At 69.6% G+C, this 23,132-nt stretch carries 22 protein-coding genes and 1 tRNA gene; 13 read left to right on the forward strand and 10 right to left on the reverse strand.

Features of this window, described 5'->3' with window-relative positions; all coding sequences use genetic code 11:
• Positions 1-9: 9 nt before the first annotated feature.
• Positions 10-1,224, reverse strand: coding sequence for an HTTM domain-containing protein (locus ACWCRD_RS06495; protein WP_450964816.1), 1,215 nt, complete (start codon positions 1,222-1,224; stop codon positions 10-12).
• The gene (locus ACWCRD_RS06500) at positions 1,221-2,105 is read right to left on the reverse strand and encodes a DUF5819 family protein (RefSeq protein ID WP_450964817.1); all 885 of its coding nucleotides are present in this window, start codon (positions 2,103-2,105) and stop codon (positions 1,221-1,223) included. The genes ACWCRD_RS06495 and ACWCRD_RS06500 overlap by 4 nt, the downstream gene beginning before the upstream one ends.
• Before the next feature lie 250 nt (positions 2,106-2,355).
• On the opposite strand from ACWCRD_RS06500, the gene paaA reads away from it, so the two are divergent.
• From paaA to ACWCRD_RS06530, 6 genes are all read left to right on the forward strand, one after another.
• Positions 2,356-3,378 carry a 1,2-phenylacetyl-CoA epoxidase subunit PaaA gene (gene paaA / locus ACWCRD_RS06505; protein WP_450964818.1) on the forward strand — a complete coding sequence of 341 codons (1,023 nt, stop codon included), beginning with the start codon at positions 2,356-2,358 and terminating at the stop codon, positions 3,376-3,378.
• Complete coding sequence (gene paaB / locus ACWCRD_RS06510) at positions 3,375-3,662, forward strand: 1,2-phenylacetyl-CoA epoxidase subunit PaaB (RefSeq protein WP_450964819.1); 288 nt, start codon at positions 3,375-3,377, stop codon at positions 3,660-3,662. The genes paaA and paaB overlap by 4 nt, the downstream gene beginning before the upstream one ends.
• The gene (gene paaC / locus ACWCRD_RS06515) at positions 3,659-4,390 is read left to right on the forward strand and encodes a 1,2-phenylacetyl-CoA epoxidase subunit PaaC (protein WP_450964820.1); all 732 of its coding nucleotides are present in this window, start codon (positions 3,659-3,661) and stop codon (positions 4,388-4,390) included. The genes paaB and paaC overlap by 4 nt, the downstream gene beginning before the upstream one ends.
• On the forward strand, positions 4,387-4,902 hold the full coding sequence (paaD, locus tag ACWCRD_RS06520; RefSeq protein ID WP_450964949.1) for a 1,2-phenylacetyl-CoA epoxidase subunit PaaD: 516 nt from the start codon (positions 4,387-4,389) through the stop codon (positions 4,900-4,902). The genes paaC and paaD overlap by 4 nt, the downstream gene beginning before the upstream one ends.
• Positions 4,902-5,963 carry a 2Fe-2S iron-sulfur cluster-binding protein gene (locus tag ACWCRD_RS06525; RefSeq protein WP_450964821.1) on the forward strand — a complete coding sequence of 354 codons (1,062 nt, stop codon included), beginning with the start codon at positions 4,902-4,904 and terminating at the stop codon, positions 5,961-5,963. The genes paaD and ACWCRD_RS06525 overlap by 1 nt, the downstream gene beginning before the upstream one ends.
• Before the next feature lie 103 nt (positions 5,964-6,066).
• Positions 6,067-7,200: an acyl-CoA dehydrogenase family protein gene (locus ACWCRD_RS06530; protein ID WP_450964822.1), complete on the forward strand. Its 1,134-nt coding sequence runs from the start codon at positions 6,067-6,069 to the stop codon at positions 7,198-7,200.
• Positions 7,201-7,219: 19 nt separating this feature from the next.
• Here ACWCRD_RS06530 and ACWCRD_RS06535 read toward each other — a convergent pair whose 3' ends face one another.
• The 4 genes from ACWCRD_RS06535 to ACWCRD_RS06550 all read right to left on the reverse strand — a co-directional run bounded on the left by ACWCRD_RS06535 (position 7,220) and on the right by ACWCRD_RS06550 (position 10,296).
• A complete protein-coding gene (locus tag ACWCRD_RS06535; protein WP_450964950.1) occupies positions 7,220-7,549 on the reverse strand; it encodes a rhodanese-like domain-containing protein in 330 nt (109 codons plus the stop codon).
• A gap of 74 nt (positions 7,550-7,623) precedes the next feature.
• Positions 7,624-8,466 (reverse strand): J domain-containing protein, encoded by an 843-nt coding sequence (locus ACWCRD_RS06540; RefSeq protein WP_450964823.1) that lies wholly within the window; start codon positions 8,464-8,466, stop codon positions 7,624-7,626.
• Between the two features lie 105 nt (positions 8,467-8,571).
• Entirely contained in the window at positions 8,572-9,993 is a 1,422-nt protein-coding gene (locus tag ACWCRD_RS06545; RefSeq protein ID WP_450964824.1) for a DUF2252 domain-containing protein, read from the reverse strand.
• 216 nt (positions 9,994-10,209) lie between these two features.
• Positions 10,210-10,296: transfer RNA gene (locus ACWCRD_RS06550), tRNA-Leu, on the reverse strand.
• 551 nt (positions 10,297-10,847) lie between these two features.
• Here ACWCRD_RS06550 and ACWCRD_RS06555 point away from each other — a divergent pair.
• The 7 genes from ACWCRD_RS06555 to ACWCRD_RS06585 all read left to right on the forward strand — a co-directional run bounded on the left by ACWCRD_RS06555 (position 10,848) and on the right by ACWCRD_RS06585 (position 20,299).
• Positions 10,848-11,699 (forward strand): FhaA domain-containing protein, encoded by an 852-nt coding sequence (locus tag ACWCRD_RS06555; RefSeq protein WP_450964825.1) that lies wholly within the window; start codon positions 10,848-10,850, stop codon positions 11,697-11,699.
• 10 nt (positions 11,700-11,709) lie between these two features.
• A complete protein-coding gene (locus ACWCRD_RS06560; RefSeq protein ID WP_266957641.1) occupies positions 11,710-12,225 on the forward strand; it encodes an FHA domain-containing protein FhaB/FipA in 516 nt (171 codons plus the stop codon).
• A gap of 90 nt (positions 12,226-12,315) precedes the next feature.
• A complete protein-coding gene (locus tag ACWCRD_RS06565) occupies positions 12,316-13,872 on the forward strand; it encodes a Stp1/IreP family PP2C-type Ser/Thr phosphatase (RefSeq protein WP_450964951.1) in 1,557 nt (518 codons plus the stop codon).
• Positions 13,873-13,899: 27 nt separating this feature from the next.
• Positions 13,900-15,348: an FtsW/RodA/SpoVE family cell cycle protein gene (locus ACWCRD_RS06570; RefSeq protein ID WP_450964826.1), complete on the forward strand. Its 1,449-nt coding sequence runs from the start codon at positions 13,900-13,902 to the stop codon at positions 15,346-15,348.
• The gene (locus ACWCRD_RS06575) at positions 15,345-16,835 is read left to right on the forward strand and encodes a penicillin-binding transpeptidase domain-containing protein (RefSeq protein ID WP_450964827.1); all 1,491 of its coding nucleotides are present in this window, start codon (positions 15,345-15,347) and stop codon (positions 16,833-16,835) included. The genes ACWCRD_RS06570 and ACWCRD_RS06575 overlap by 4 nt, the downstream gene beginning before the upstream one ends.
• A 168-nt stretch (positions 16,836-17,003) precedes the next feature.
• Complete coding sequence (gene pknB / locus ACWCRD_RS06580) at positions 17,004-18,989, forward strand: Stk1 family PASTA domain-containing Ser/Thr kinase (RefSeq protein WP_450964828.1); 1,986 nt, start codon at positions 17,004-17,006, stop codon at positions 18,987-18,989.
• 206 nt (positions 18,990-19,195) lie between these two features.
• Positions 19,196-20,299: a restriction endonuclease gene (locus tag ACWCRD_RS06585; RefSeq protein ID WP_450964829.1), complete on the forward strand. Its 1,104-nt coding sequence runs from the start codon at positions 19,196-19,198 to the stop codon at positions 20,297-20,299.
• 27 nt (positions 20,300-20,326) lie between these two features.
• Here the strand turns inward: ACWCRD_RS06585 and ACWCRD_RS06590 are convergent, their stop codons facing one another.
• From ACWCRD_RS06590 to ACWCRD_RS06605, 4 genes are read right to left on the reverse strand one after another with little or no spacing between them, the layout of a single operon-like run.
• A complete protein-coding gene (locus tag ACWCRD_RS06590) occupies positions 20,327-21,085 on the reverse strand; it encodes a class E sortase (RefSeq protein ID WP_450964830.1) in 759 nt (252 codons plus the stop codon).
• Between the two features lie 6 nt (positions 21,086-21,091).
• On the reverse strand, positions 21,092-22,303 hold the full coding sequence (locus ACWCRD_RS06595) for a class E sortase (protein ID WP_450964831.1): 1,212 nt from the start codon (positions 22,301-22,303) through the stop codon (positions 21,092-21,094).
• Complete coding sequence (locus tag ACWCRD_RS06600; RefSeq protein ID WP_450964832.1) at positions 22,300-22,938, reverse strand: aminodeoxychorismate/anthranilate synthase component II; 639 nt, start codon at positions 22,936-22,938, stop codon at positions 22,300-22,302. Before ACWCRD_RS06600 ends, ACWCRD_RS06595 begins: the two co-directional genes overlap by 4 nt.
• A complete protein-coding gene (locus ACWCRD_RS06605; protein ID WP_450964952.1) occupies positions 22,935-23,123 on the reverse strand; it encodes a hypothetical protein in 189 nt (62 codons plus the stop codon). Before ACWCRD_RS06605 ends, ACWCRD_RS06600 begins: the two co-directional genes overlap by 4 nt.
• Positions 23,124-23,132 lie beyond the last annotated feature (9 nt).

The following is a 23,132-nucleotide window of genomic DNA, read 5'->3' on the forward strand; positions in this document are numbered from 1 at the left end:
GGCGCAGCCTCACGCCGTGGAGCTCACCTGCGCGGGCTCGGGGCTCTCCGGGGCGCGCGGCCCGGACGGCGTCGTACGGCCGGTGCGGGCGAGGACGCGGCCACGTGCGCGTGCCGCCCAGCCGCCGAGGCGGTGCAGCAGCGACGTCGGCAGGAAGATCGCATCCGTGGCGATCATCGCCAGCGAGAAGAACGGCAGCCCGAGGACGACGGCGATCACGGCGTGCTCGGTCATCATGACCGCCAGCAGGACGTTCTTGACCCGCCGGTTGAACAGCGTGAACGGGAACGCGACCTGCACGATGACCGTCCCGTACGTCACGAGCATCACCATCGTGCCGCTGGACGACAGCAGGTCGGCGAGCCCGGGCCAGGGCGAGAAGTAGTCGAGGTGGAGGGGGTAGTAGACCGCGGTGCCGTCCTGCCAGCGCGTGCCCTGGATCTTGTACCAGCCGGCCGTCGCGTAGATCAGACAGGCCTCCGTCATGATCACGAAGAGAGCGCCGTTGTGCACGATGTTGGCGACGACGTCCAGCAGGATCCTCGGCTCCCCGCTCTTCGCCCGGCGCCCGACCAGCCACCACACGGCCTGCGCGAGCCAGACCCCCCACAGGATCACGGGCACGGTCCAGTCCGCGCCGTCGAACCGCCCGCCGGCCGTCACCGCGATCAGCGCGCACCCGAGCACGGCCCACAGCGCCGGGCCGACCCGGTCGGAGACCTGCTCTCCACGCGCGCGTGCCCGACGCGCACGCTCCGCCCGCCGTGCGTCCAGGGACCAGACCTGGCCGCAGCGCGTGAACACGAGGTACACGGACATCAGGTGCAGGACGTTGTCGCCGCCGTCCCCCATGAACACGCTGCGGTTCTGCAGCGAGAGCACACCGATCATGAACAGCACGGACATGGTGCGGGTGCGCCAGCCGAGCAGCAGCAGGACGCTCGACAGCACGGCGAGCACGTAGACGAACTCGAACCAGCCCCGGCTGTCCGACCACATCAGGGCCGTGAAGGCACTGTTGGACGCGATCAGCTGCTGGGCGAGATCCCAGCTCCACGGGCTGCCGGGGCCGTACAGCTCCTCGCGATGGGGGAACTCGCGCAGCAGGAACAGCAGCCAGGTCGTGCTGAAGCCGATGCGGATCACGGCGGACTGGTAGGGGCCGAGCGCCGATTCGGTGATGCGGGCGATGGCGGAGGAGACCGAGAGGGCGAAGCGGTTCACCGGACGCCTCCGTCGGTGTCGGCGGCCGTGACCGGCCACCAGGGCAGCATGCGGTCCATGGGTTTGTCGGAGACCTTTTCAGTGCTCCACTTCGGCGGGGGCACATTGGAGGTTCGGGAACGGACCTGGACCTGCTCGATGACCCCGCCCTTCCCGGCAGCGTCGTCGCGGCCCAGGCGGAGCACCACTATGCGCCGCAGATACGACTCGGACAGGGTGCCGCGCAGGCCCACCGGACGGTTGTTGCCGTCGTGCGTGGAGACGAAGAAGTCCCAGGCCCGGCGCAGCTCGTTCTGCTGGGTGTGGCTGGGCACCAGATTGCCGTCGATGGCCTGCCCGTCCTCGGCGGACAGGTCGTACCAGCCGGTGGTCCGCACACCACCGTTCTTCTCCTGCACCTCGGCGCGCACCTGGACCGCGATGTTCTGCTGCAGCGGGTTCGGCGCGAACAGCTTCCAGTTCTGCTCGAACTCCGGGTAGATCCAGTCGTCGATCGCCTTGCCGTGCGCCTTGGTCAGCGTGTTCGACGGCGCGACGTGCAGAAAGACCATCCCGACATGCACACAGACAAGGACGGCGACGACGGCGAGCGTCAGCGCGGCGCCGACCTGGTAGCGCAGGGAGAGTGCGGCCACCCCGGTGCGCGGTTCGGCGTACGGGCCGGGCGCGGGAGCCTCCGAGAAGTCCGTGGCGCCGGAATCGAGCACGGCAGCGTCCGGTGAGGCGTCCTGCCCATCGTCCGCCCGGCCCGGCCGGGCCGGCCGGGGCGGGCTGTCCTGCGCAGGCGATCTGTCCGGTTCGGGCGGCTCAACCGGCCCGGGCGCACCGCCCGGCCAGTCCGGCCCCTGCCGGGCGTCCGAGTCTATGCCGTACGCGTCCATTCCGCCCCGTCTTCCGATCCGCCACCGCATTCGCAGGGGGCACGGTACTCAGGCCCGCCCGCCCGGCACAGCCCCCATCGGTCCGAGCTCGCCGCGGCATACGCGAGGTCGCCCCACTTGTCCACAGGACAGCGCCCAACTTATCCACAGCGGTTGACACCTTACTGCGCCCGTCCCACCATGGAATCGCACGAACCGAACGATCGGTCGGGAGCCAGCTCCGGACAGAGCCCAGGTCGAGGGGGACCGCATGGCGACAGCAGCCGCGCACCAGGCGTACGGCACCGCGGAAGACACCGACGGCACCGGTGCGTACGAGCGCGCCTTCGACGCCGCAGTGGCCGCCGACGAGCGCATCGAGCCGCGTGACTGGATGCCCGACGCCTATCGCGCGACGCTGGTCCGGCAGATGGCCCAGCACGCGCACTCCGAGATCATCGGCATGCAGCCGGAGGCCAACTGGATCACCCGCGCGCCCTCCCTGCGCCGCAAGGCGATCCTGATGGCCAAGGTCCAGGACGAGGCCGGACACGGGCTCTACCTGTACAGCGCGGCCGAGACCCTCGGAACCAGCCGTGACGAGCTGCTCGACAAGCTTCACTCCGGCCGTCAGAAGTACTCGTCGATCTTCAACTACCCGACGCTGACCTGGGCGGACGTCGGCGCGATCGGCTGGCTGGTGGACGGCGCCGCGATCACCAACCAGGTCCCGCTGTGCCGCTGCTCCTACGGCCCGTACGCACGCGCGATGGTCCGCATCTGCAAGGAGGAGTCCTTCCACCAACGCCAGGGGTACGAGCTGCTGCTGGCCCTCGGCCGCGGCACCCCCGAGCAGCGGGAGATGGCGCAGGACGCCGTGAACCGCTGGTGGTGGCCGTCCCTGATGATGTTCGGCCCGCCCGACGACGAGTCGGCGCACTCCGCGCAGTCGATGACGTGGAAGATCAAGCGGCATTCGAACGACGAGCTGCGCCAGCGCTTCGTCGACATCTGCGTCCCCCAGGCCGAGTCGCTGGGCCTCACCCTCCCCGACCCCGACCTGAAGTGGAACGAGGAGCGGGGCCACTACGACTTCGGGCCGATCGACTGGACGGAGTTCAAGGAAGTCCTCAAGGGCAACGGCCCGTGCAACGAGCAGCGGCTCACCCAGCGCAGGCGCGCGCACGAAGAAGGCGCGTGGGTACGGGAGTCGGCCGCGGCCTACGCGGCCAAGCACACGAGCGGGACCGGTGGGAGCAACAGGCCCGGTGAGATGGGAGCGACGCGAGCATGACGAACACCGACTGGCCCCTGTGGGAGGTCTTCGTGCGCTCCCGCCGCGGCCTCTCACACACCCACGCCGGCAGCCTGCACGCGCCGGACGCGGAGTTCGCCCTGCGCAACGCCCGCGACCTGTACACCCGCCGCGGGGAGGGCGTCTCGATCTGGGTCGTCCCGTCGTCGGCGATCACCGCGTCCTCCCCGGACGAGAAGGACCCGTTCTTCGAGCCGGCCACCGACAAGCCGTACCGGCACCCGACGTTCTACGAGATCCCGGAGGGGGTGAAGCACCTGTGACAGCTCCTGAAACGGCCGCGGTTCCCACGACCGCCGCCCTCACCCTCGGCGACGACGCCCTGGTGCTCTCGCACCGCCTCGGCGAATGGGCGGGCCATGCCCCCGTCCTGGAGGAGGAGGTCGCCCTCGCCAACATCGCGCTGGACCTGCTGGGCCAGGCCCGCGTGCTGCTGGCGACCGTGGGCGACGAGGACGAACTGGCGTATCTGCGCGAGGAGCGCGCCTTCCGCAACCTCCAGCTGGTGGAACAGCCGAACGGCGACTTCGCCCACACCATCGCCCGCCAGCTCTACTTCTCCACCTACCAGCACCTGCTGTACGCCGAACTGGCCGGCGCGGACGGTCCGTTCGCAGGTCTCGCCGCAAAGGCCGTCAAGGAGGTCGCCTACCACCGCGACCACGCCGAGCAGTGGACCCTGCGGCTCGGCGACGGGACAGAGACGGGCCACGAGCGCATGCAGCGCGCGTGCACGGCCCTGTGGCGGTTCACCGGCGAGATGTTCCAGCCGGTGGACGGCCTGGACGTCGACCTGGCGGGAATGGAGACGGCCTGGCTGGAGTCCGTCCGGGCCGTGCTGCACCGCGCGACCCTGACGGTCCCCGAGGGGCCGCGCGCCGGGGCGTGGACGGCCGGCGCGGGCCGGCAGGGCGTGCACACCGAGTCCTTCGGGCGGATGCTCGCCGAGATGCAGCACCTGCACCGCAGCCACCCGGGGGCGTCATGGTGACGACGACCACCGCCCTGGAGTCCGAACTCCTCGAGATCGCCGGTTCGGTGCCCGACCCCGAACTGCCCGTGCTCACCCTCCAGGAGCTCGGCGTCCTGCGCGCGGTGCATGTGCGCGGCGCGGACTCGGTCGAGGTCGAACTGACGCCGACCTACACCGGCTGCCCCGCCATCGAGGCGATGTCCCTGGACATCGAGCAAGTCCTGCACGCGCACGGCATACGGGACGTCACCGTCCGCACGGTGCTGCGGCCCGCCTGGTCGACGGACGACATCACCGCCGAAGGGCGGCGCAAGCTGCGGGAGTTCGGGATAGCTCCCCCGCGCGCAGCAGAGGCTTCGGGGCCGGTCCCCGTGTCGCTCGGCCCGACCCGCACGCTGGAGCCGGTGCACTGCCCGCACTGCGGCAGCACCGACACCGAACTGCTCAGCCGCTTCTCCTCCACCGCCTGCAAGGCGCTGCGGCGCTGTCTGTCCTGCCGGGAACCCTTCGACCACTTCAAGGAGCTGTGATGGCCCGCTTCCACACGCTCCGGGTGGCGGCGGTCGACCGGCTCACCGACGACTCCGTGGCCCTCACCCTCACCGTGCCCGAGGAACTGCGCGAGGAGTACCGGCACGCCCCGGGCCAGCACCTCGCCCTGCGGCGCCTGGTCGACGGCAAGGAGATACGGCGCACGTACTCGATCTGCTCCCCGGCCCCGGCCCCCGGCGGCGCGGGCCCCGGCACCCTGCGGGTCGGCGTGCGGCTGGTGGAGGACGGGGCATTCTCGACGTACGCGCTCAAGGAGATCAATGCCGGCGACGAGCTGGAGGTGATGACCCCGGCCGGCCGCTTCACCCTCGACCCGGCGCCCGGCCTGTACGCGGCGGTCGTCGGCGGCAGCGGCATCACCCCGGTGCTGTCGATCGTCTCGACGCTGCTGGCGCGCGAGCCGCAGGCCCGGTTCTGTCTGATACGCAGCGACCGCACGGCCGCCTCGACGATGTTCCTGGACGAGGTCGCCGATCTGAAGGACCGCTATCCGGGGCGGCTGCAGCTGGTGACGGTGCTGTCCCGGGAGGAACAGCAGGCGGGGCTGCCGTCCGGACGCCTCGACCAGGAGCGGCTGACGGAGCTGCTTCCGGCGCTGCTGCCGGTGGGGCAGGTGGCGGGATGGTTCCTGTGCGGGCCGTTCGGGCTGGTCCAAGGGGCCGAGCGGGCACTGCGCGGGCTCGGTGTGCTGCGCACGCGCATCCACGAGGAGATCTTCCACGTGGACGCCGCCGCCCCCGCGCCGGCCGCGACCGCCCCCGCGCACAGCACGGTCACCGCGCGGCTCGACGGCCGCGGCGGGACCTGGGCCGTGCAGGACGGCGAGTCGCTGCTGGAGACGGTCCTGCGCAACCGGCCCGACGCGCCCTATGCCTGCAAGGGCGGAGTGTGCGGCACCTGCCGGGCCTTCCTGGTGACCGGCGAGGTGCGCATGGACCGCAACTTCGCGCTGGAACCGGAGGAGACGGAGGCGGGATACGTACTGGCGTGCCAGTCGCATCCGGTGACGGAGAAGGTGGAGCTGGACTTCGACCGCTGAACCGGCGGCCACGGTTCCGGAGTCGGCGCACCGTTCCCTTCTCCTAGAACCTGTTCTATCTTGACGGTCCGTCAGATCAGCGGACCCTCCGGAGGGCAGGACCGTGGACTTCACCTTCACCGAGGAGCAGCAGGCGGCGGCCGAGGCGGCGCGGGGGGTGTTCGCCGGGGTCGCGCCGGACGCGGTGCCCAGCCCCTCCCTCGTCCCCGGCGCCGTGGCCGACGACTTCGACCGCGCGCTGTGGACCAGGCTCGCCGAGGCGGATCTGCTGAGCCTGCTGCTGGGCGAGGAGTTCGGCGGGGCGGGCCTGGACGCCATCGCCCTGTGCCTGGTGTTGCGGGAGTCGGCCAAGGTGCTGGCGCGCGTTCCGCTGCTGGAGACCAGCGCTGCCGCAGCCGCCGTACAGGCATACGGCGGCGAGGAGTTGAAGTCGTCGCTGCTCACCCGCGCGGGGCGGGGCCAGGCGGTGCTGACCGTCGCCGTGAACGGCCGCACCGGCCACGACCCGGCCGAACTCGCCGTGACCGCACGGCAGGAGGGCGACCAGTGGATCCTGGACGGGGTGCAGACGGCCGTGCCGTGGGCGCACACCGCCGACTTCGTCGTCGTACCCGCCCATACGGCCGCCGACCGCACCCTCCTCGCCGTGATCCCCCGCATCCACCAAGGCGTCGGGCTGGGCGAGCAGGTCTCCACCACCGGCGAGCGGCTCGGCGAACTGCGTCTGGAGGCCGCACGGATCCCCGCCCGTGACGTCATCGACGCCGACGGCGCCTGGGAGTGGCTGCGCGAACTGCTGACCACCGGGACCTGCGCGCTGGCCCTCGGCCTCGGCGAACGCGTGCTCGCGATGACCAGTGAATACACCGGCAAACGAGAGCAGTTCGGATACCCCGTCGCCACGTTCCAGGCCGTCGCCGTGCAGGCCGCCGACCGGTACATCGACCTGCGTGCGATGGAGGCCACGCTGTGGCAGGCCGCGTGGCGGATCGCCTCTGGGGCACCGGGCGTGCTGCCTGCCTCCGGTGACGTCGCCGTCGCCAAGATCTGGGCGTCGGAGGGTGTACGGCGGGTCGTGCAGACGGCACAGCATCTGCACGGCGGTTTCGGGGCGGACGTCGAGTACCCGCTGCACCGCTACCACGCCTGGGCCAAGCACCTGGAGCTGCAGCTCGGCCCGTCGGCAGCGCACGAGGAGGCCCTCGGCGACCTGCTGGCGGCGCACCCGCTGGGCTGACCGCCCCGGCCGCCGCGAGCTACAGGACGAACCCGGGCTGCCCCTCGTCCGTCACGACCGGGCGGCCCGCGGCCGCCCACACCTGCATGCCGCCGTCGACGTTCACGGCGTCGATGCCCTGCTGCACGAGGTACATCGCGACCTGCGCCGAGCGGCCGCCGGAACGGCAGAGCACGTTGACGCGGCCGTCCTGCGGCGCGGCCTCGGTCAGCTCACCGTAACGGGCGACGAAATCACTGATGGGGATGTGCAGTGCCCCTTCGGCGTGACCCGCCTGCCACTCGTCGTCCTCGCGGACGTCCAGCAGGAAGTCGCCGTCCTTGAGGTCCGAGACCTCGACCGTGGGCACACCAGCTCCGAAATGCATGCCCAAGACGCTACCCGACGCATCCGGGCACGGAACCGTCCGCCCGAGCCGCGGGACTACCCCAGCAGCTCGGCCAGCTCCGCCTCGCGCCGGGAGACATCCGCCAGGAGCTTCTCGGCGATCTCCTCCAGGAGCCGGTCGGGATCGTCCGGTGCCAGCCGCAGCATGGCGCCGATCGCGCTCTCCTCCAGTTCCTTGGCGACCAGCGAGAGCAGTTCCTTGCGCTGGGCGAGCCATTCGAGGCGGGCGTAGAGCTCCTCGGCGCGGCTCGGACCGCGCTCCTGCGGCGCCGGGCCCTTGGCCCACTCCTCGGCCAGCTCCCGCAGCAGGGTCTCGTCACCGCGGGCGTAGGCGGCGTTGACCCGGGTGATGAATTCCTCACGGCGGGCCCGCTCGGTGTCGTCCTGGGCCAGGTCGGGGTGGGCCTTGCGGGCCAGTTCGCGGTAGAGCTTGCGGGCCTCGTCGCTGGGGCGCACGCGCTGCGGGGGCCGCACGGGCTGGTCCGTGAGCATCGCCTCGGCCTCCGGGAAGAGCCCCTCCCCGTCCATCCAGCCGTGGAACAGCTCCTCGACGCCGGGCATCGGCAGCACCCGGGCCCGGGCCTCGTCCGCCTTGCGACGGTCCTCGGGGTCGCCGGTGCGGGCGGCCCGGGCCTCGGCGATCTCCGCGTCCAGCTCATCCAGGCGGGCGTACATCGGGCCGAGCTTCTGGTGGTGCAGCCGGGAGAAGTTCTCGACCTCCACACGGAAGGTCTCGACAGCGATCTCGTACTCGATCAGCGCCTGCTCGGCGGCCCGCACGGCCCGCTCCAGCCGCTCCTCGGGACGCGGCGCATCGTCCTGGGGCGTCGCCTGCGCCTCGCCGGCGACACCACCCTGCTCAGCTTCCGGGCTCGTCACCCGCCCAGCGTAGGCCACGGCGGAGGCGGCCAGTGCGGCGCAAGGTCCTCGGGTCGGGCCCCTGCGAGCACGCTCCTCACCGGCCGCCTCCGGCAGACACCCAGCTCACACCCCCAGCTCCGACGCGATCCGCCCCGCCCGCACCGCCGCCACCAGATCGGCGTGGTCGGCCTCCGTGCGGTCGGCATAGGCGACGGCGAAGCCGGCGATCGCCTCGTCCAGTTCCTCGCTCTTGCCGCAGTACCCGGCGACCAGGCGCGGGTCGGCGCTGTGGGAGTGGGCGCGGGCCAGGAGGGCGCCGGTCATCCGGCCGTAGTCGTCTATCTGGTCGGCGGCCAGCGCCGCCGGGTCGACGCTGCCCTTGCGGTTGCGGAACTGCCGTACCTGGAAGGGCCGTCCCTCCACCGAGGTCCAGCCCAGCAGGATGTCGCTGACCACCTGCATGCGCTTCTGCCCGAGAACCACCCGGCGGCCCTCGTGCTCCACCTGCGGCGCCTCGAAGCCCGCCGTCACCAGGTGTGGCACCAGTGCCGAGGGGCGGGCCTCCTTCACCTGGAGGACGAGCGGCTCCCCCCGGTGATCCAGCAGCAGCACGACGTACGAGCGGGTGCCGACGCTGCCCGTGCCGACGACCCGGAAGGCGACATCGTGCACCGCGTGGCGGGCCAGCAGCGGGAGCCGGTCCTCGGAGAGCGTCGTCACATACTGCTCTAGGGCAGCGGCCACCGCCGCGGCCTCCGCGTCAGGAACCCGCCGCAGCACCGGCAGCGCCTCGACGAAGCGGCGCCCGCCGTCCTCGGCCTGCTCCGTCGACTTCGCCGCGAAGCGCCCGCTCGTGTTGGCCCGCGCCTTCTCCGAGACCCGCTCCAGCGTGCCGAGCAGGTCGTGGGCGTCGGTGTGGGAGACGAGTTCCTCGTCCGCGATGGCGTTCCACGCGTCCAGCACCGGCAGCTTGGCGAGCAGCCGCATGGTGCGGCGGTAGGCGCCGGTCGCGTCGTAGGCCGCCTTGCGGCACTGGTCCTCGTCGGCACCGGCCTCCCGGCCCGCGAGCACGAGCGAGGCGGCGAGCCGCTTGAGGTCCCACTCCCAGGGGCCGTGGACGGTCTCGTCGAAGTCGTTGAGGTCGATGACCAGGTCGCCGCGCGCATCGCCGTACAGGCCGAAGTTGGCGGCATGGGCGTCGCCGCAGATCTGCGCGCGGATCCGGGTCATGGGGGTGCGCGCCAGGTCGTAAGCCATGAGGCCGGCGGAGCCGCGCAGGAAGGCGAAGGGCGTGGCCGCCATCCGGCCCGCGCGTATCGGAGTGAGCTCGGGGATCCGGCCGCGGTGGGACTCCTCGACCGCGTCGGCCGCGTGCGGGCGGGAGCCGTCCAGGTCGAGCGCGCAGTGCGCACTGCGCGGCACCCGCTTGCGCAGCGCCTTGCCCTCGGCCTTGGGCGACCCCTCGACGGGCCACTCGGCGAAGCCCCGCACCCGCGGAAGGCGTCGCACGCCCGACTCCGCCGTCGCCTCTCCGATTCCGGTCACGCCAACCGCCTCCCCCGCACGCCGATGAACATCAACTCGTGCCGACCGTACAGCCGGTGGGCGGGACGCGTCAGACCCTGTGGACAACTCCGCGCCTGTGGAAAACGCCGCCCGGAACCGGACCTGCGGGCCATGTGATTGTCCTCACCGGGTAACGCGCCTCACACTGGCCGGGACAACGCGAAAGCCCCAGGTCAAAGACCTGGGGCTTTCGGCTGGTGCGCGAGGGGGGAGTTGAACCCCCACGCCCTTGCGGGCACTGGAACCTGAATCCAGCGCGTCTGCCTATTCCGCCACCCGCGCATTGGGTGTGTCCTCCGGCTTCGGCCCTTTGGGCTGGCGCCTTCCGACACGCAGAACATTAGCACGCTGGCCGGGGTGGGTTCACATCCCTTATCCCTGGGCAGCCGCCCACCAGCACGGACGTGCCGTCCGGCCGTGGACCGGCCACCCCGCGCCCGTCCCGCCACGCGACCCGCGAACCACCGGCACGCCGACGCCCCGCCCGCGAAGCTCTCCGCTCCGTATCAACACGCACCGGTTCACGTATCAACCTCGTACCGGTCCTGCCCGTCTCCCCTGGAGCCGGGCCGGGTCCACAGCCAGGTGCGGGACACTGGTCTGCGGCCGCCTCTACGATCCTGGGCAGAAGGAGTGCGTGGGAGGAGTTCGAAGGGCAGCTTCGGAGGGAACTTCCGGAGGGAACTTCGTCCAGGGTCGACACCCGTCGACCGGGCCGACAGGGGGAACCAGCTGATTCACCCGCGCGTGGATACGATCAGTAAGCAGTACCAGGCAAGGCAGCGCCCGCCAGCCGGGACACTGGACGGAAGCGACATCGGAGGAGGTGCCTCATGGGAGTCCTGAAGAAGTTCGAGCAGCGTCTCGAAGGTCTGGTCAACGGCACCTTTGCCAAGGTGTTCAAGTCCGAGGTCCAGCCCGTGGAGATCGCCGGAGCGCTCCAGCGTGAGTGCGACAACAACGCCACCATCTGGAACCGCGACCGCACGGTCGTCCCCAACGACTTCATCGTGGAGCTGAGCACGCCGGACTTCGAGCGGCTCAGCCCCTACTCCGGCCAGCTCGGCGACGAGCTCGCCGGCATGGTGCGCGACTACGCCAAGCAGCAGCGCTACACGTTCATGGGCCCCATCAAGGTCCACCTGGAGAAGGCGGACGACCTCGACACCGGCCTGTACCGGGTGCGCAGCCGTACGCTCGCCTCCTCCAGCAGCCAGCAGGCTCCCGGATCCGCCGCTCCGCCGGCCGGGTCCGCGGGCCGCCCCGGCGGAGGGTACGGCTACCCGCCGGCCGCCGCACCCGCGGGCGCCCCTCCGATGCCCGCCGCGCCGCCGCCCGGCGCCGCGGCCTACGGCCAGCGTCCCGGCGCGGGCGGCCCGGTCGGCGCACCGCAGCCCGGCTCACGCACCCGCCACTGGATCGAGATCAACGGCACCCGCCATCAGATCTCCCGCCCGACGCTGGTGCTGGGCCGCAGCACCGAAGCCGACGTGCGGATCGACGACCCCGGCGTCTCCCGCCGGCACTGCGAGATCCGGACCGGAACGCCCTCGACGATCCAGGATCTCGGGTCCACCAACGGCATCGTGGTGGACGGGCAGCACACCACCCGCGCTACGCTCCGCGACGGCTCGCGGATCGTCGTGGGCAGCACCACCATCATTTACCGGCAAGCCGAAGGGTGAAGCGGGGGCAATGTCAGAGCTGACCCTCACGGTCATGCGGCTGGGTTTCCTGGCCGTACTGTGGCTGTTCGTGATCGTGGCCGTGCAGGTCATCCGCAGCGACCTGTTCGGTACGCGCGTCACCCAGCGCGGCTCCAGGCGCGAGGCCGCACGGCCCCAGCAGGCCGCCCGCCAGCAGGCCGCGCCCCCGCCCCAGCGTCAGCAGGCCGGCGGCGGCCGCCAGCGCCGTAACGCCCCCACCAAACTCGTCGTGTCCGAGGGCACCCTCACCGGCACGACCGTCGCGCTCCAGGGCCAGACCATCACCCTGGGCCGGGCGCACGACAGCACGATCGTGCTGGACGACGACTACGCCTCCAGCCGCCATGCCAGGATCTACCCGGACCGCGACGGCCAGTGGATCGTCGAGGACCTGGGCTCCACCAACGGCACATACCTCGACCGGAGCCGGCTGACGACCCCCACGCCGATTCCGCTGGGCGCGCCGATCCGCATCGGCAAGACAGTCATCGAGCTGCGGAAGTAGTACGACAATGAGCGAGCGGAGCGAGCACGCAGCGGCGGCCCCGACCACGGGCTCCGGCGCGCTCCCGACCGGAGGGTGGGCACCGTGCGGATGTACCCGGAGCCGACGGGCGAGGTGCGCATGAGTCTGTCACTGCGCTTTGCCGCCGGATCGCACAAAGGCATGATCCGTGAGGGCAACGAGGACTCCGGATACGCCGGTCCGCGCCTGCTCGCGATCGCCGACGGCATGGGCGGCGCCGCCGCCGGCGAGGTCGCCTCCTCCGAGGCCATCTCCACCATCGTCGCCCTCGACGACGACGTGCCGGGCTCCGACATCCTCACCTCCCTCGGCACCGCCGTACAGCGCGCCAACGACCAGCTGCGCTCCATGGTCGAGGAGGACCCCCAGCTCGAGGGCATGGGCACCACGCTCACCGCCCTGCTGTGGACCGGCCAGCGCCTCGGCCTCGTCCACGTCGGCGACTCCCGCGCCTATCTGCTGCGCGACGGCGTCCTCACCCAGATCACCCAGGACCACACCTGGGTGCAGCGCCTCGTCGACGAGGGCCGCATCACCGAGGAAGAAGCCACCACCCACCCCCAACGCTCCCTGCTGATGCGGGCGTTGGGCAGCGGCGAGCACGTCGAACCGGACCTGTCCATCCGTGAGGTCCGCGCCGGCGACCGCTACCTGATCTGCTCCGACGGCCTGTCCGGCGTCGTCTCCCACCAGACGCTCGAGGACACCCTCGCCAGCTACCAGGGCCCGCAGGAGACCGTGCAGGAGCTGATCCAGCTCGCCCTGCGCGGCGGCGGCCCCGACAACATCACCGTCATCGTCGCCGACGTACTGGACCTGGACACCGGGGACACCCTCGCCGGGCAGCTCTCCGACACCCCGGTCGTGGTCGGCGCGGTCGCCGAGAACCAGAACCACCTGCACGACCCCGGCTTCATGGAGACCCCGGCCGGCCGCGCCTCCGGCCTCGGCCGCCAGGGCCACGGACACGGCGGGGGCGGCGAGTTCGGCCCGCCCGGCTCCGGCGACACCACCGGCTACATCCCCGCGGGCAGCTTCGGCGACTACACCGACGACGACTTCGTCAAACCCCGCACGGGCCGCAAGTGGGCGAAGAGATCCTTCTACATCGTGCTCGCCCTCGCCGTCGTCGGCGGCGGCCTCTACGGCGGCTGGCGCTGGACCCAGACCCAGTACTACGTCGGCACCAAGGACGAGCACGTCGCGCTGTACCGGGGCATCAGCCAGGACCTGGCGTGGGTCTCCCTCTCCAAGGTGGAGAAGGACCACCCCGAGATCGAACTCAAGTACCTGCCTCCGTACCAGCAGAAGCAGGTCAGGTCCACGATCGCCGAAGGCAGCCTGACCGGCGCCCAGTCGAAGATCAACGAGCTTTCCGTGCAGGCCTCCGCATGCAAGAAGGAGTCCGAGCGTCAGGCGGCCGAGAGCAAGAACAACTCGAAGACCGGCACGGGCCAGGCGGGCGGCACCACGGGAACCAGCAAGACCTCCCTCACGTCCAAGGCATCACCGAGCCCCTCGACCTCACCGACCCCGTCCACAACAGCGACCGCACCCACCCCCAGCCCCGGCCCCACTCTCTCGGAGGATGAGCAGAAGGTCGTCTCGCTGTGCGGTAAGCAGTAGGCAAGCCGTGAGAGGCCCTGTCACACGATGAGCAGTACTACCAACACACCGACGCACCATACGTCCACGATCGGCGCGATCGGCGCACCTAGCCGGCGCAACACCGAGCTCGCGCTCCTGCTGTTCGCCGTCGTCATCCCGGTCTTCGCCTACGCCAACGTGGGCCTCGCCATCAACGACAAGGTGCCCGCCGGTCTTCTCGGCTACGGCCTGGGCCTCGGTCTGCTGGCCGGCGTCGGCCACCTCGCCGTACGGAAGTTCGCCCCGTACGCCGACCCGCTGCTGCTGCCTCTGGCCACGCTCCTCAACGGACTCGGCCTCGTCGCGATCTGGCGCCTCGACCAGTCCAAACTGCTGCAGTCCATCGGAGTCGCCGGCGGCAAGGCGACCAACCAGCTGATCTACACCGCGCTGGGCATCGCCCTGTTCGTCGTCGCGCTGATCTTCCTCAAGGACCACCGCGTCCTGCAGCGGTACACGTACATCTCCATGGCGGGCGCGCTGGTCCTGCTGCTGCTCCCGCTGGTCCCGGGCCTCGGCGCCGACCTCACCTACGGCGCCAAGATCTGGATCAAGGTCGGCAGTTTCACCATCCAGCCCGGTGAGTTCGCCAAGATCGTGCTGGCCATCTTCTTCGCCGGCTACCTGATGGTGAAGCGTGACGCGCTCGCCCTCGCCAGCCGCCGCTTCATGGGCCTGTACCTGCCACGCGGCCGCGACCTCGGCCCGATCATCGTCGTCTGGATGATCTCGATCCTCATCCTGGTGTTCGAGACCGACCTCGGTACGTCACTGCTGTTCTTCGGAATGTTCGTCATCATGCTGTACGTCGCCACCGAGCGGACCAGCTGGATCGTCTTCGGTCTGCTGATGTCGGCGGCCGGCGCCGTGGGCGTGGCGAGCTTCGAGCCGCACGTCCAGACCCGTGTCCAGGCCTGGCTCAACCCGATGCACGAGTACAAGCTCAGCCGCACCCCGGGCGTCACCGGAGTCCACTCCGACCAGTTGCAGCAAGCCCTGTGGGCCTTCGGCTCGGGCGGCACCCTCGGCACCGGCTGGGGCCAGGGCCACTCCGAGCTGATCCGCTTCGCCGCCAACTCCGACTTCATCCTCGCCACCTTCGGCGAGGAGCTGGGCCTGGCCGGCCTCATGGCGATCCTGCTGATCTACGGCCTGATCGTGGAGCGGGGTATCCGCACCGCCCTCGCCGCCCGCGACCCCTTCGGCAAGCTGCTCGCCGTCGGCCTCTCCGGCGCCTTCGCCCTCCAGGTCTTCGTCGTCGCAGGCGGCGTCATGGGCCTCATCCCGCTGACCGGTATGACGATGCCGTTCCTGGCCTACGGAGGGTCCTCCGTCATCGCCAACTGGGCCCTCATCGGCATCCTCATCAGAATCAGCGACACCGCCCGCCGCCCGGCGCCCGCGCCCGCCGGCAACCCCGACGCCGAGATGACCCAGGTGGTCCGCCCGTCATGAACAAGCCCCTGCGCCGGATCGCGATCTTCTGCGGCCTGCTCGTCCTCGCCCTGCTCGTCCGGGACAACTGGCTCCAGTACGTCAAGGCCGACAGCCTGAAGAACGACAAGTTGAACCGCCGTGTCACCATCGCCCGCTACTCCACCCCGCGCGGCGACATCATCGTCGACGGCGACCCCGTCACCGGGTCCACCACGACCAGCACCAGCGGCCTCAACGACCTGAAGTACAAGCGCACCTACAAGAACGGTCCCATGTGGGCGCCGGTCACCGGGTTCGCCTCGCAGGCCTTCGGCGCCACCCAGTTGGAGAGCATCGACGACGGCATCCTCACCGGCACCGACGACCGGCTCTTCTTCCGCAACACCCTCGACATGATCACGGGCAAGGAGAAGGCGGGCGGCAACGTCGTCACCACCCTCAACGCCGCCGCGCAGAAGGCCGCCTACAACGGACTGAAGTCCCAGGGCGGCAAGGGCGCCGTCGTCGCGCTCGACCCGTCCACCGGGAAGATCCTGGCGCTGGCGTCCTACCCGTCGTACGACCCCTCGTCGTTCGCCGGGAACTCCACATCGACGGACACCAAGAACTGGCTCGCGCTCCAGAAGGCGAACAACAAGGCCGACCCGATGCTCAACCGGGCGCTGCGCGAGACCTACCCGCCGGGCTCCACCTTCAAGGTGGTCACGGCCGCGGCCGCGCTGGAGAACGGGCTGTACACCTCCGCCGACGAGAACACGAACTCGCCACTGCCCTACATCATGAAGGGCACGACGACCGAGCTGAAGAACGAGGGCAACATCCCCTGCAAGAACGCCACCATGCGGACGGCGCTGCGGGTGTCCTGCAACACGGTCTTCGGCAAGATCGGCGCCGACCTCGGCAACGACAAGATGCTCGCCGAGGCGAAGAAGTTCGGCTTCGACGCCGAGCAGTTCACCCCGGTCCGCTCCAGCGCCTCGGTGTTCTCCGACAACATGAACTCCTCGCAGACCGCGCTGTCCTCGATCGGCCAGTTCAACACCGCCGCGACCCCCCTGCAGATGGCCATGGTCGCCTCCGCCGTCGCCAACAACGGCAAGCTGATGAAGCCGTACATGGTCGACAAGCTGCAGTCGTCCAACCTCGACACCATCGCGCAGACCGACCCGCAGGAGCTCAGCCAGCCCCTGTCGGCGAAGAACGCGCAGATCCTGCAGTCGATGATGGAGACGGTCGTCAAGGACGGCACCGGCCAGAAGGCCCAGATCGGCGGCGGCGTCACCGTCGGCGGCAAGACCGGCACCGCCCAGCACGGCGTCGCCAACAGCGCGAACCCCTACGCCTGGTTCATCTCCTACGCCAAGCTGTCCGACGGCAGCTCGCCGGTCGCCGTGGCCGTGGTCATCGAGGACGAGAACGCCAACCGCGACGACATCTCCGGCGGCGGCCTCGCCGCCCCGATCGCGAAGAGCGTGATGGAGGCGGTCATCAACGCCAAGAAGTGACCCCGCTCACGTCCCCTTCACAACGGTGCACGTTGCGATACCGGTCCTGTATCGGGTGACGCACTTAGCCAGGTCACACAAAGCTAGCCGGGTACGGTAGGCCCGGACGGCAGCCTCCGGCCGCACACACGTGTGAGTCGGGACCGACGGAGAGGGCTGGTAGGAGCTATGGAAGAGCCGCGTCGCCTCGGCGGCCGGTACGAACTGGGCCAGGTGCTCGGTCGTGGTGGCATGGCGGAGGTCTACCTCGCGCATGACACCCGCCTCGGGCGCCAGGTGGCGGTGAAGACACTGCGCGCGGACCTCGCACGCGACCCTTCCTTCCAGGCCCGGTTCCGCCGGGAGGCCCAGTCGGCCGCCTCGCTCAACCATCCCGCGATCGTCGCGGTCTACGACACGGGCGAGGACTACATCGACGGGGTCTCGATCCCGTACATCGTCATGGAGTACGTGGACGGCTCAACCCTGCGTGAGCTTCTTCATAGTGGCCGCAAGCTGCTGCCGGAGCGCGCGATGGAGATGACCATCGGCATCCTCCAGGGCCTGGAGTACGCCCACCGCAGCGGCATCGTCCACCGCGACATCAAACCGGCCAACGTCATGCTGACGCGCAACGGCCAGGTCAAGGTCATGGACTTCGGCATCGCCCGCGCCATGGGCGACTCCGGCATGACCATGACGCAGACGGCCGCCGTCATCGGCACCGCGCAGTACCTCTCACCGGAGCAGGCGAAGGGCGAGCAGGTCGACGCCCGCTCCGACCTGTACTCGACCGGCTGCCTCCTCTACGAACTCCTGACGGTACGCCCACCCTTCGTCGGCGACTCCCCGGTCGCCGTCGCGTACCAGCACGTACGTGAGGAAGCCCAGCCGCCCTCCGTCTTCGACCCCGAGATCACGCCCGAAATGGACGCCATCGTCCTCAGGGCCCTGGTCAAGGACCCGAACTACCGCTACCAGTCCGCCGACGAGATGCGCGCCGACATCGAGGCCTGCCTCGACGGCCAGCCCGTCGCGGCCACCGCGGCCATGGGATCCGTCGGCTACGGCGGCTACCCCGACGACCAGCCGACCACGGCCCTGCGCGCCACGGACGCCGGCGCCACGTCGATGCTCCCCCCGATGAACCCGGACGACGGCGGCTACGGCTACGACGACCGCTCCCGCCGCCGCCAGCCCCAGAAGAAGTCCAACACCTCGACGATCCTGTTGGTCGTCGCGGGCATCCTCGTCCTGGTGGGCGCCATCCTGATCGGGAAGTACGCGTTCAGCGGGAACGGAGGCGTCGGCAACGACAAGGTGGACGTACCCAACCTCGTCAGCCTGAGCGAGAGCGACGCCAAGAGCCAGCTGGACAACATCGGCCTCAAGGTCGGAACGATCAAGAGGCAGCCCTGCGACAACCAGAGCAAGGGCAATGTCTGCGACCAAGACCCGGGCAAGGGCACCAGCCTGAAGAAGGGGGAGGCGGTCAACCTCGTGGTGTCCACGGGCGCTCCGAAGGTGCTCGTCCCGGACGTCACGCGCCTGCAGTACGACCAGGCGAAGACCCAGCTCGAGAACAAGGGCTTCAAGGTCGACCAGAAGACCCAGGAGTCCGACCAGAACCCCGGCCTCGTCCTCTCCCAGAACCCGACGGGCGGCACGGAGAAGGAGAAGGGCAGCACGGTCACCCTCACCGTGGCCAAGGCCGCGGAGACCGTCCCCGTGCCCGACGTCACCGGCAAGAGCTGTGACGACGCCAAGTCCGCGCTGCAGGCCGTCGGCCTCAACGGCAACTGCGTCAACACGCCCACCAACGACGACAACCAGGTCAACAAGGTCATCTCGACCAACCCGACGATCGGCACCCCGGTCAAGAAGAACACCGCGGTGCAGATCAACATCGGCCAGAAGCAGAACAACCAGGTCCAGGTGCCGAACATCCAGGGCCAGAAGCTGAAGGACGTCAAGAACGCCCTTCAGCAGGCGGGCCTCCAGGTCGGCAACATCAACGGCTCCCAGGACGACAACGCCATCGTCATCAACTCGGACCCGCCCCCGGGCAGCACGGTCAACCAGGGCACGCCGGTCAACCTGCAGACCTTCGGCGGAGGCGGCAACAACGGCGGGAACAACGGCGGCACCAACCTCTTCGGCGGTGCGACCGGCTGACACACCCGCCCCCATCGATGGGCCCCTGCCGGGCTTCCCGGCAGGGGCCCATTTGTCTGCCGCCCGGGCAGGCGGCGGTAAGCCTCGTACAACGTTTGTTCCTGCGTCGATCGTGTCTTCATATGTGCCGACTCGTTGATCGGGTGGGGCGGGGTGTCGGAGCTCTGCCCTGGCCATACGGCCACACCGCGAACGAAGGGCAGAACGTGATCAACGAATCGGCGCTGCTGGAGTCCAAGTCCCTGCGGGACAGCGTCCTGGAGCGCACGGACGTACTCGACAGAGTCAAGGCACTGTCGCTGCTGCCGGACGGGATGCATGTGACGACGGCGATGGTGGCTGCCTACTTCGAGGTAGGTCTCGAAGCGATCAAGTCACTGGTCAAAGACCACCGAGCAGAGCTGGAAACCAACGGATACCGCCTGTTGACCGGCGAAGAACTGAGGTCCTTCAAGAACCTCAGTGGGATCCAGTCGCGAACACGATCCCTCGCTCTGTTCTCCCGCCGAGCCGTCCTCAACATCGCCATGCTGCTCAGGGACAGCGAAGTCGCACGTCAGGTGCGTGTGTACCTCCTGGACATGGAGTACCTGGCGCGCACCCAGCCTGTGGATAACCCTGTCCGCACAGCCGACGTCTCCCTCGACGACCGCATCGACCAACGCATCACCCACATCCTCGGCAAGACGGTCGTACCGATGTTCAACGCCCTGATCGAGACCTCCGGCGAGCACCGCAAGGAGCTGATCGCCCTGCGGGCCGGAGTCCAGCGCATCGAGCGACGGCTCCACCAGCACCACGCCCGGCTGCAACGGCTCGAAGGAGTACGAGACGATCGTCCCGCCGTCGGGGTCATGGCTGCCATGGACGCCATGAACAGCAAAACGTTCGAGCGCCACATCGCCAAACTGCTGATCCGCGACGGATGCACCGACGTCTTCGTCGTCGGCGGCCATGGAGACCGAGGCGTCGACATCATCGGGCGCACCCCCGACGGACGTCGCCTCGTCGCCCAATGCAAGAGGTACGCGCCCTACCTGACCATCACCAGCCCCGCCGTCCAGAAGTTTGTCGGCTCGGCGAAGGTTCTCTACAGCGCGCAGGTGGCACTCTTCGTGGCAACGTGCCCCTTCACCCCCGACGCCCTGCAGCTCGCCGCCGAGACCAACATCACAGCCGTACACCGCGGGATGCTGGAGGAGTGGAGTGCCGGGGAGCCGCTGAAGGCCTGGAGTAGACACTGTCCGCCGACCGAAAGGAGGCTCGAAGCCGCAAAAGGAAGTTGCGGCTTCGAGCCTCCGCCATGCTAGGGGACTGAGTTCCTGCAAGGAGCTCAGTCAGCCCAGTTCCTCCGGCGGCGTCCTCTTGCTGTCCACCTTGTCCACCCGCACCAGCTCCCCCCACACCACATACCGATACCGGCTCGTGTACACCGGCGTGCACGTCGTCAGCGTGATGTAGTGGCCCGCCTTCTTCTTCCCCGACTCCTTGGGGATCTGCGAGATGACCTTCACGTTGTACTTCGAGGTCTCGTCGAGGATGTCGTAGACCTTGTAGATGTACCACTTGTCCCGGGTCTCGAAGACGATCGGGTCGCCGACCTTCAGCTTGTCGATGTTGTGGAACTTCGCGCCGTGGCCGTCCCGGTGGGCGGCCAGTGTGAAGTTGCCCTTCTTGCCCGTCGTCGGGAGGGTGGCCTTGACCGGGTCCGTGTAGTAGCCGGCCACGCCCTCGTTGAGGACCTCCGTCGACGTGCCCTTCTCGACCAGGACCTCGCCGTTCTTCATGGCGGGGACATGCAGGAAGCCGATGCCGTTCTTGGTGTCCAGCGCACCGGGACCAGTGCTCTTGCCCTCGTGGGCCCATGCGTCGCGGACCTTCTCGCCCTGCTTGTCCGCCGCCCGGTCGGCTATGACGTTCGTCCACCAGAGCGAGTAGAGGACGAACAGGCCCAGCACCAGGCCCGCCGTGATGAGGAGTTCACCGAAGACGCTCACCGCCGCCGCGATACGGCCCGTGCCGCGGCGGCGGGCCGGTGGCGCCGCCGGCGCGTCCGTGTCCTCTTGAGTGTCGTCGGTGGTCGCTGCCACGTTCATCTGCCCCTACTCGACGAGCGCATCCGGCTTGCCCTTGCTGCGCGGCCGTTCCTCGACCATCTTGCCCCAGACGATCAACCGGTACTTGCTGGTGAACTCCGGAGTACAGGTCGTCAGCGTGATGTACCGGCCGGGCTTGGTGAAACCCGACTGGGGCGGCACGGGACTGATCACGCTCGTATTGCTCGGTGATGTCACCGGCAGCGTCGACGTCACCTTGTAGACGAAGTACTCGTCCTGCGTCTCGACGACGACCTCGTCGCCCTTCTTCAGCTTGTTGATGTACCGGAAGGGCTCGCCGTGCGTATTGCGGTGACCCGCAAGCGCGAAGTTGCCGGTCTTCGCGTCGGGCATCGCCGTCTTCAGCCTGCCCTCGCTGTAGTGCCCGACCATGCCCTTGTCCAGCACCTGCTTGTTGCTGACGCCCTGGGCGATCGGCACGACCACGTCCAGCTCGGGGATGTGGAGGATCGCGAAACCCTGGCCCGGCTCGAACTCGCCCGGCGCACGCTTGCCGCTCGCCCAGTCGTTCTGCAGGGTGCTGGTCTCCTGGTCCGCCGCCGCATGTGCCCGGACGTTCGTCCACCACAGCTGGTAGGTGACGAACAGCAGCATCAGCACGCCGGTGGTGATGAACACCTCACCGATCGCCCGGCTCGCGACGACACCAGGACTGGGCTTGCGTGCGCGGGCCTGCCGACGTGCCTCAACCCGCGAAAGCGGGGCCTGGGAAGCATCGGCGGACGTCTCCTCGTCGCCTTCCGCGGCCTCCACAGCCGCACGAGCGCCCCCATGGCGCCCATGACGGCCCTTGGCGGCCTTCCTACGGGCCGCTCGGCCACCCGGAGTGGTTCCAGTGGCAGGCGTGGCTGTTGAGGCGTCAGAGGGCGATATGGAACCGCCCGACGGCGGCTCCGGTATCCGCAGAGCCACCGTCTCCTCGTCCACGGGCGGAAGATACGGCTCCGGCTCCTCCACCGGCGGCGCTACATACGGCTCCTCGGCCGCCGCATACCCCCCGTGCCGCCCCTGCTGCCCCGCCGACTCACCGTTCCACTCATCGAACGCCCCGGAGGCCTCGAATCCACCGGATGCCTCGAACGAACCCGACGCCTCGAACGAACCCGACGCCTCGTACCCCTCAAACGAGGCGTACCCCTCGTACGGCTCCTGCCCGTACGAGGAGGCGGACTCACGCTCGGGGCGCAGCGCGGTCACGCCGTGGCCCTGCCCACCACCGGGGCGAGCCCCGCCGACCTCGCCACAGCACCCTGGTCGCCGCACTCCACCAGCCAGTTGGCCAGCATCCGGTGACCGTGCTCCGTCAGCACCGACTCCGGGTGGAACTGCACACCCTCGACCGGGAGTTCACGGTGCCTGAGCCCCATGATGATCCCGTCGTGCGTCCGCGCGGTCACCTCCAGCTCGGCCGGCACCGTCTCCGGCTCCGCGGCCAGCGAGTGGTAGCGCGTCGCCGTGAACGGCGAGGGCAGCCCGGCGAAGACGCCCCTGCCCCCGTGCTCCACCAGCGAGGTCTTGCCGTGCAGCAACTCGGGCGCACGGTCCACCACACCCCCGTACGCCACCTGCATCGACTGCATCCCCAGGCAGACACCGAACACCGGGACACCGGTCGCCGCACAGTGCCGCACCATCTCGATGCAGACGCCCGCCTCCTCCGGCGTCCCCGGACCCGGCGACAGCAGCACACCGTCGAAACCGTCCTGGGCATGCGCCGTGGACACCTCGTCGTTGCGCAGCACCTCGCACTCGGCGCCCAGCTGGTACAGGTACTGCACCAGGTTGAAGACGAAGCTGTCGTAGTTGTCGACGACGAGAATCCGCGCACTCACTGGTTGTCCACCGTCACATCGTTGAAGGGCAGCAGCGGTTCGGCCCACGGGAAGACGTACTGGAACAGGACATAGACCACAGCCAGGACCAGCAGGAGTGAGATCAGCGCCTTCACCCACACGTTTCCCGGCAGATGCCGCCAGATCCAGCCGTACATGCCGTCCCTTCCGTTCCACCACGGCATCAGACTCAC

It is taken from the genome of Streptomyces sp. NPDC002092, assembly GCF_053593775.1.

What these genes read in the sequence shown, in the direction of transcription:
- paaB (WP_450964819.1), top strand. Translation starts at nt 3,375, where the DNA reads ATGACGAACACCGACTGGCCCCTGTGGGAGGTCTTCGTGCGCTCCCGC.
- ACWCRD_RS06605 (WP_450964952.1), bottom strand. Translation starts at nt 23,123, where the DNA reads ATGCCGTGGTGGAACGGAAGGGACGGCATGTACGGCTGGATCTGGCGG.
- ACWCRD_RS06565 (WP_450964951.1), top strand. Translation starts at nt 12,316, where the DNA reads ATGTACCCGGAGCCGACGGGCGAGGTGCGCATGAGTCTGTCACTGCGC.
- ACWCRD_RS06555 (WP_450964825.1), top strand. Translation starts at nt 10,848, where the DNA reads ATGGGAGTCCTGAAGAAGTTCGAGCAGCGTCTCGAAGGTCTGGTCAAC.
- ACWCRD_RS06590 (WP_450964830.1), bottom strand. Translation starts at nt 21,085, where the DNA reads ATGAACGTGGCAGCGACCACCGACGACACTCAAGAGGACACGGACGCG.
- ACWCRD_RS06560 (WP_266957641.1), top strand. Translation starts at nt 11,710, where the DNA reads ATGTCAGAGCTGACCCTCACGGTCATGCGGCTGGGTTTCCTGGCCGTA.
- pknB (WP_450964828.1), top strand. Translation starts at nt 17,004, where the DNA reads ATGGAAGAGCCGCGTCGCCTCGGCGGCCGGTACGAACTGGGCCAGGTG.
- ACWCRD_RS06525 (WP_450964821.1), top strand. Translation starts at nt 4,902, where the DNA reads ATGGCCCGCTTCCACACGCTCCGGGTGGCGGCGGTCGACCGGCTCACC.
- ACWCRD_RS06570 (WP_450964826.1), top strand. Translation starts at nt 13,900, where the DNA reads ATGAGCAGTACTACCAACACACCGACGCACCATACGTCCACGATCGGC.
- ACWCRD_RS06575 (WP_450964827.1), top strand. Translation starts at nt 15,345, where the DNA reads ATGAACAAGCCCCTGCGCCGGATCGCGATCTTCTGCGGCCTGCTCGTC.
- paaA (WP_450964818.1), top strand. Translation starts at nt 2,356, where the DNA reads ATGGCGACAGCAGCCGCGCACCAGGCGTACGGCACCGCGGAAGACACC.
- ACWCRD_RS06500 (WP_450964817.1), bottom strand. Translation starts at nt 2,105, where the DNA reads ATGGACGCGTACGGCATAGACTCGGACGCCCGGCAGGGGCCGGACTGG.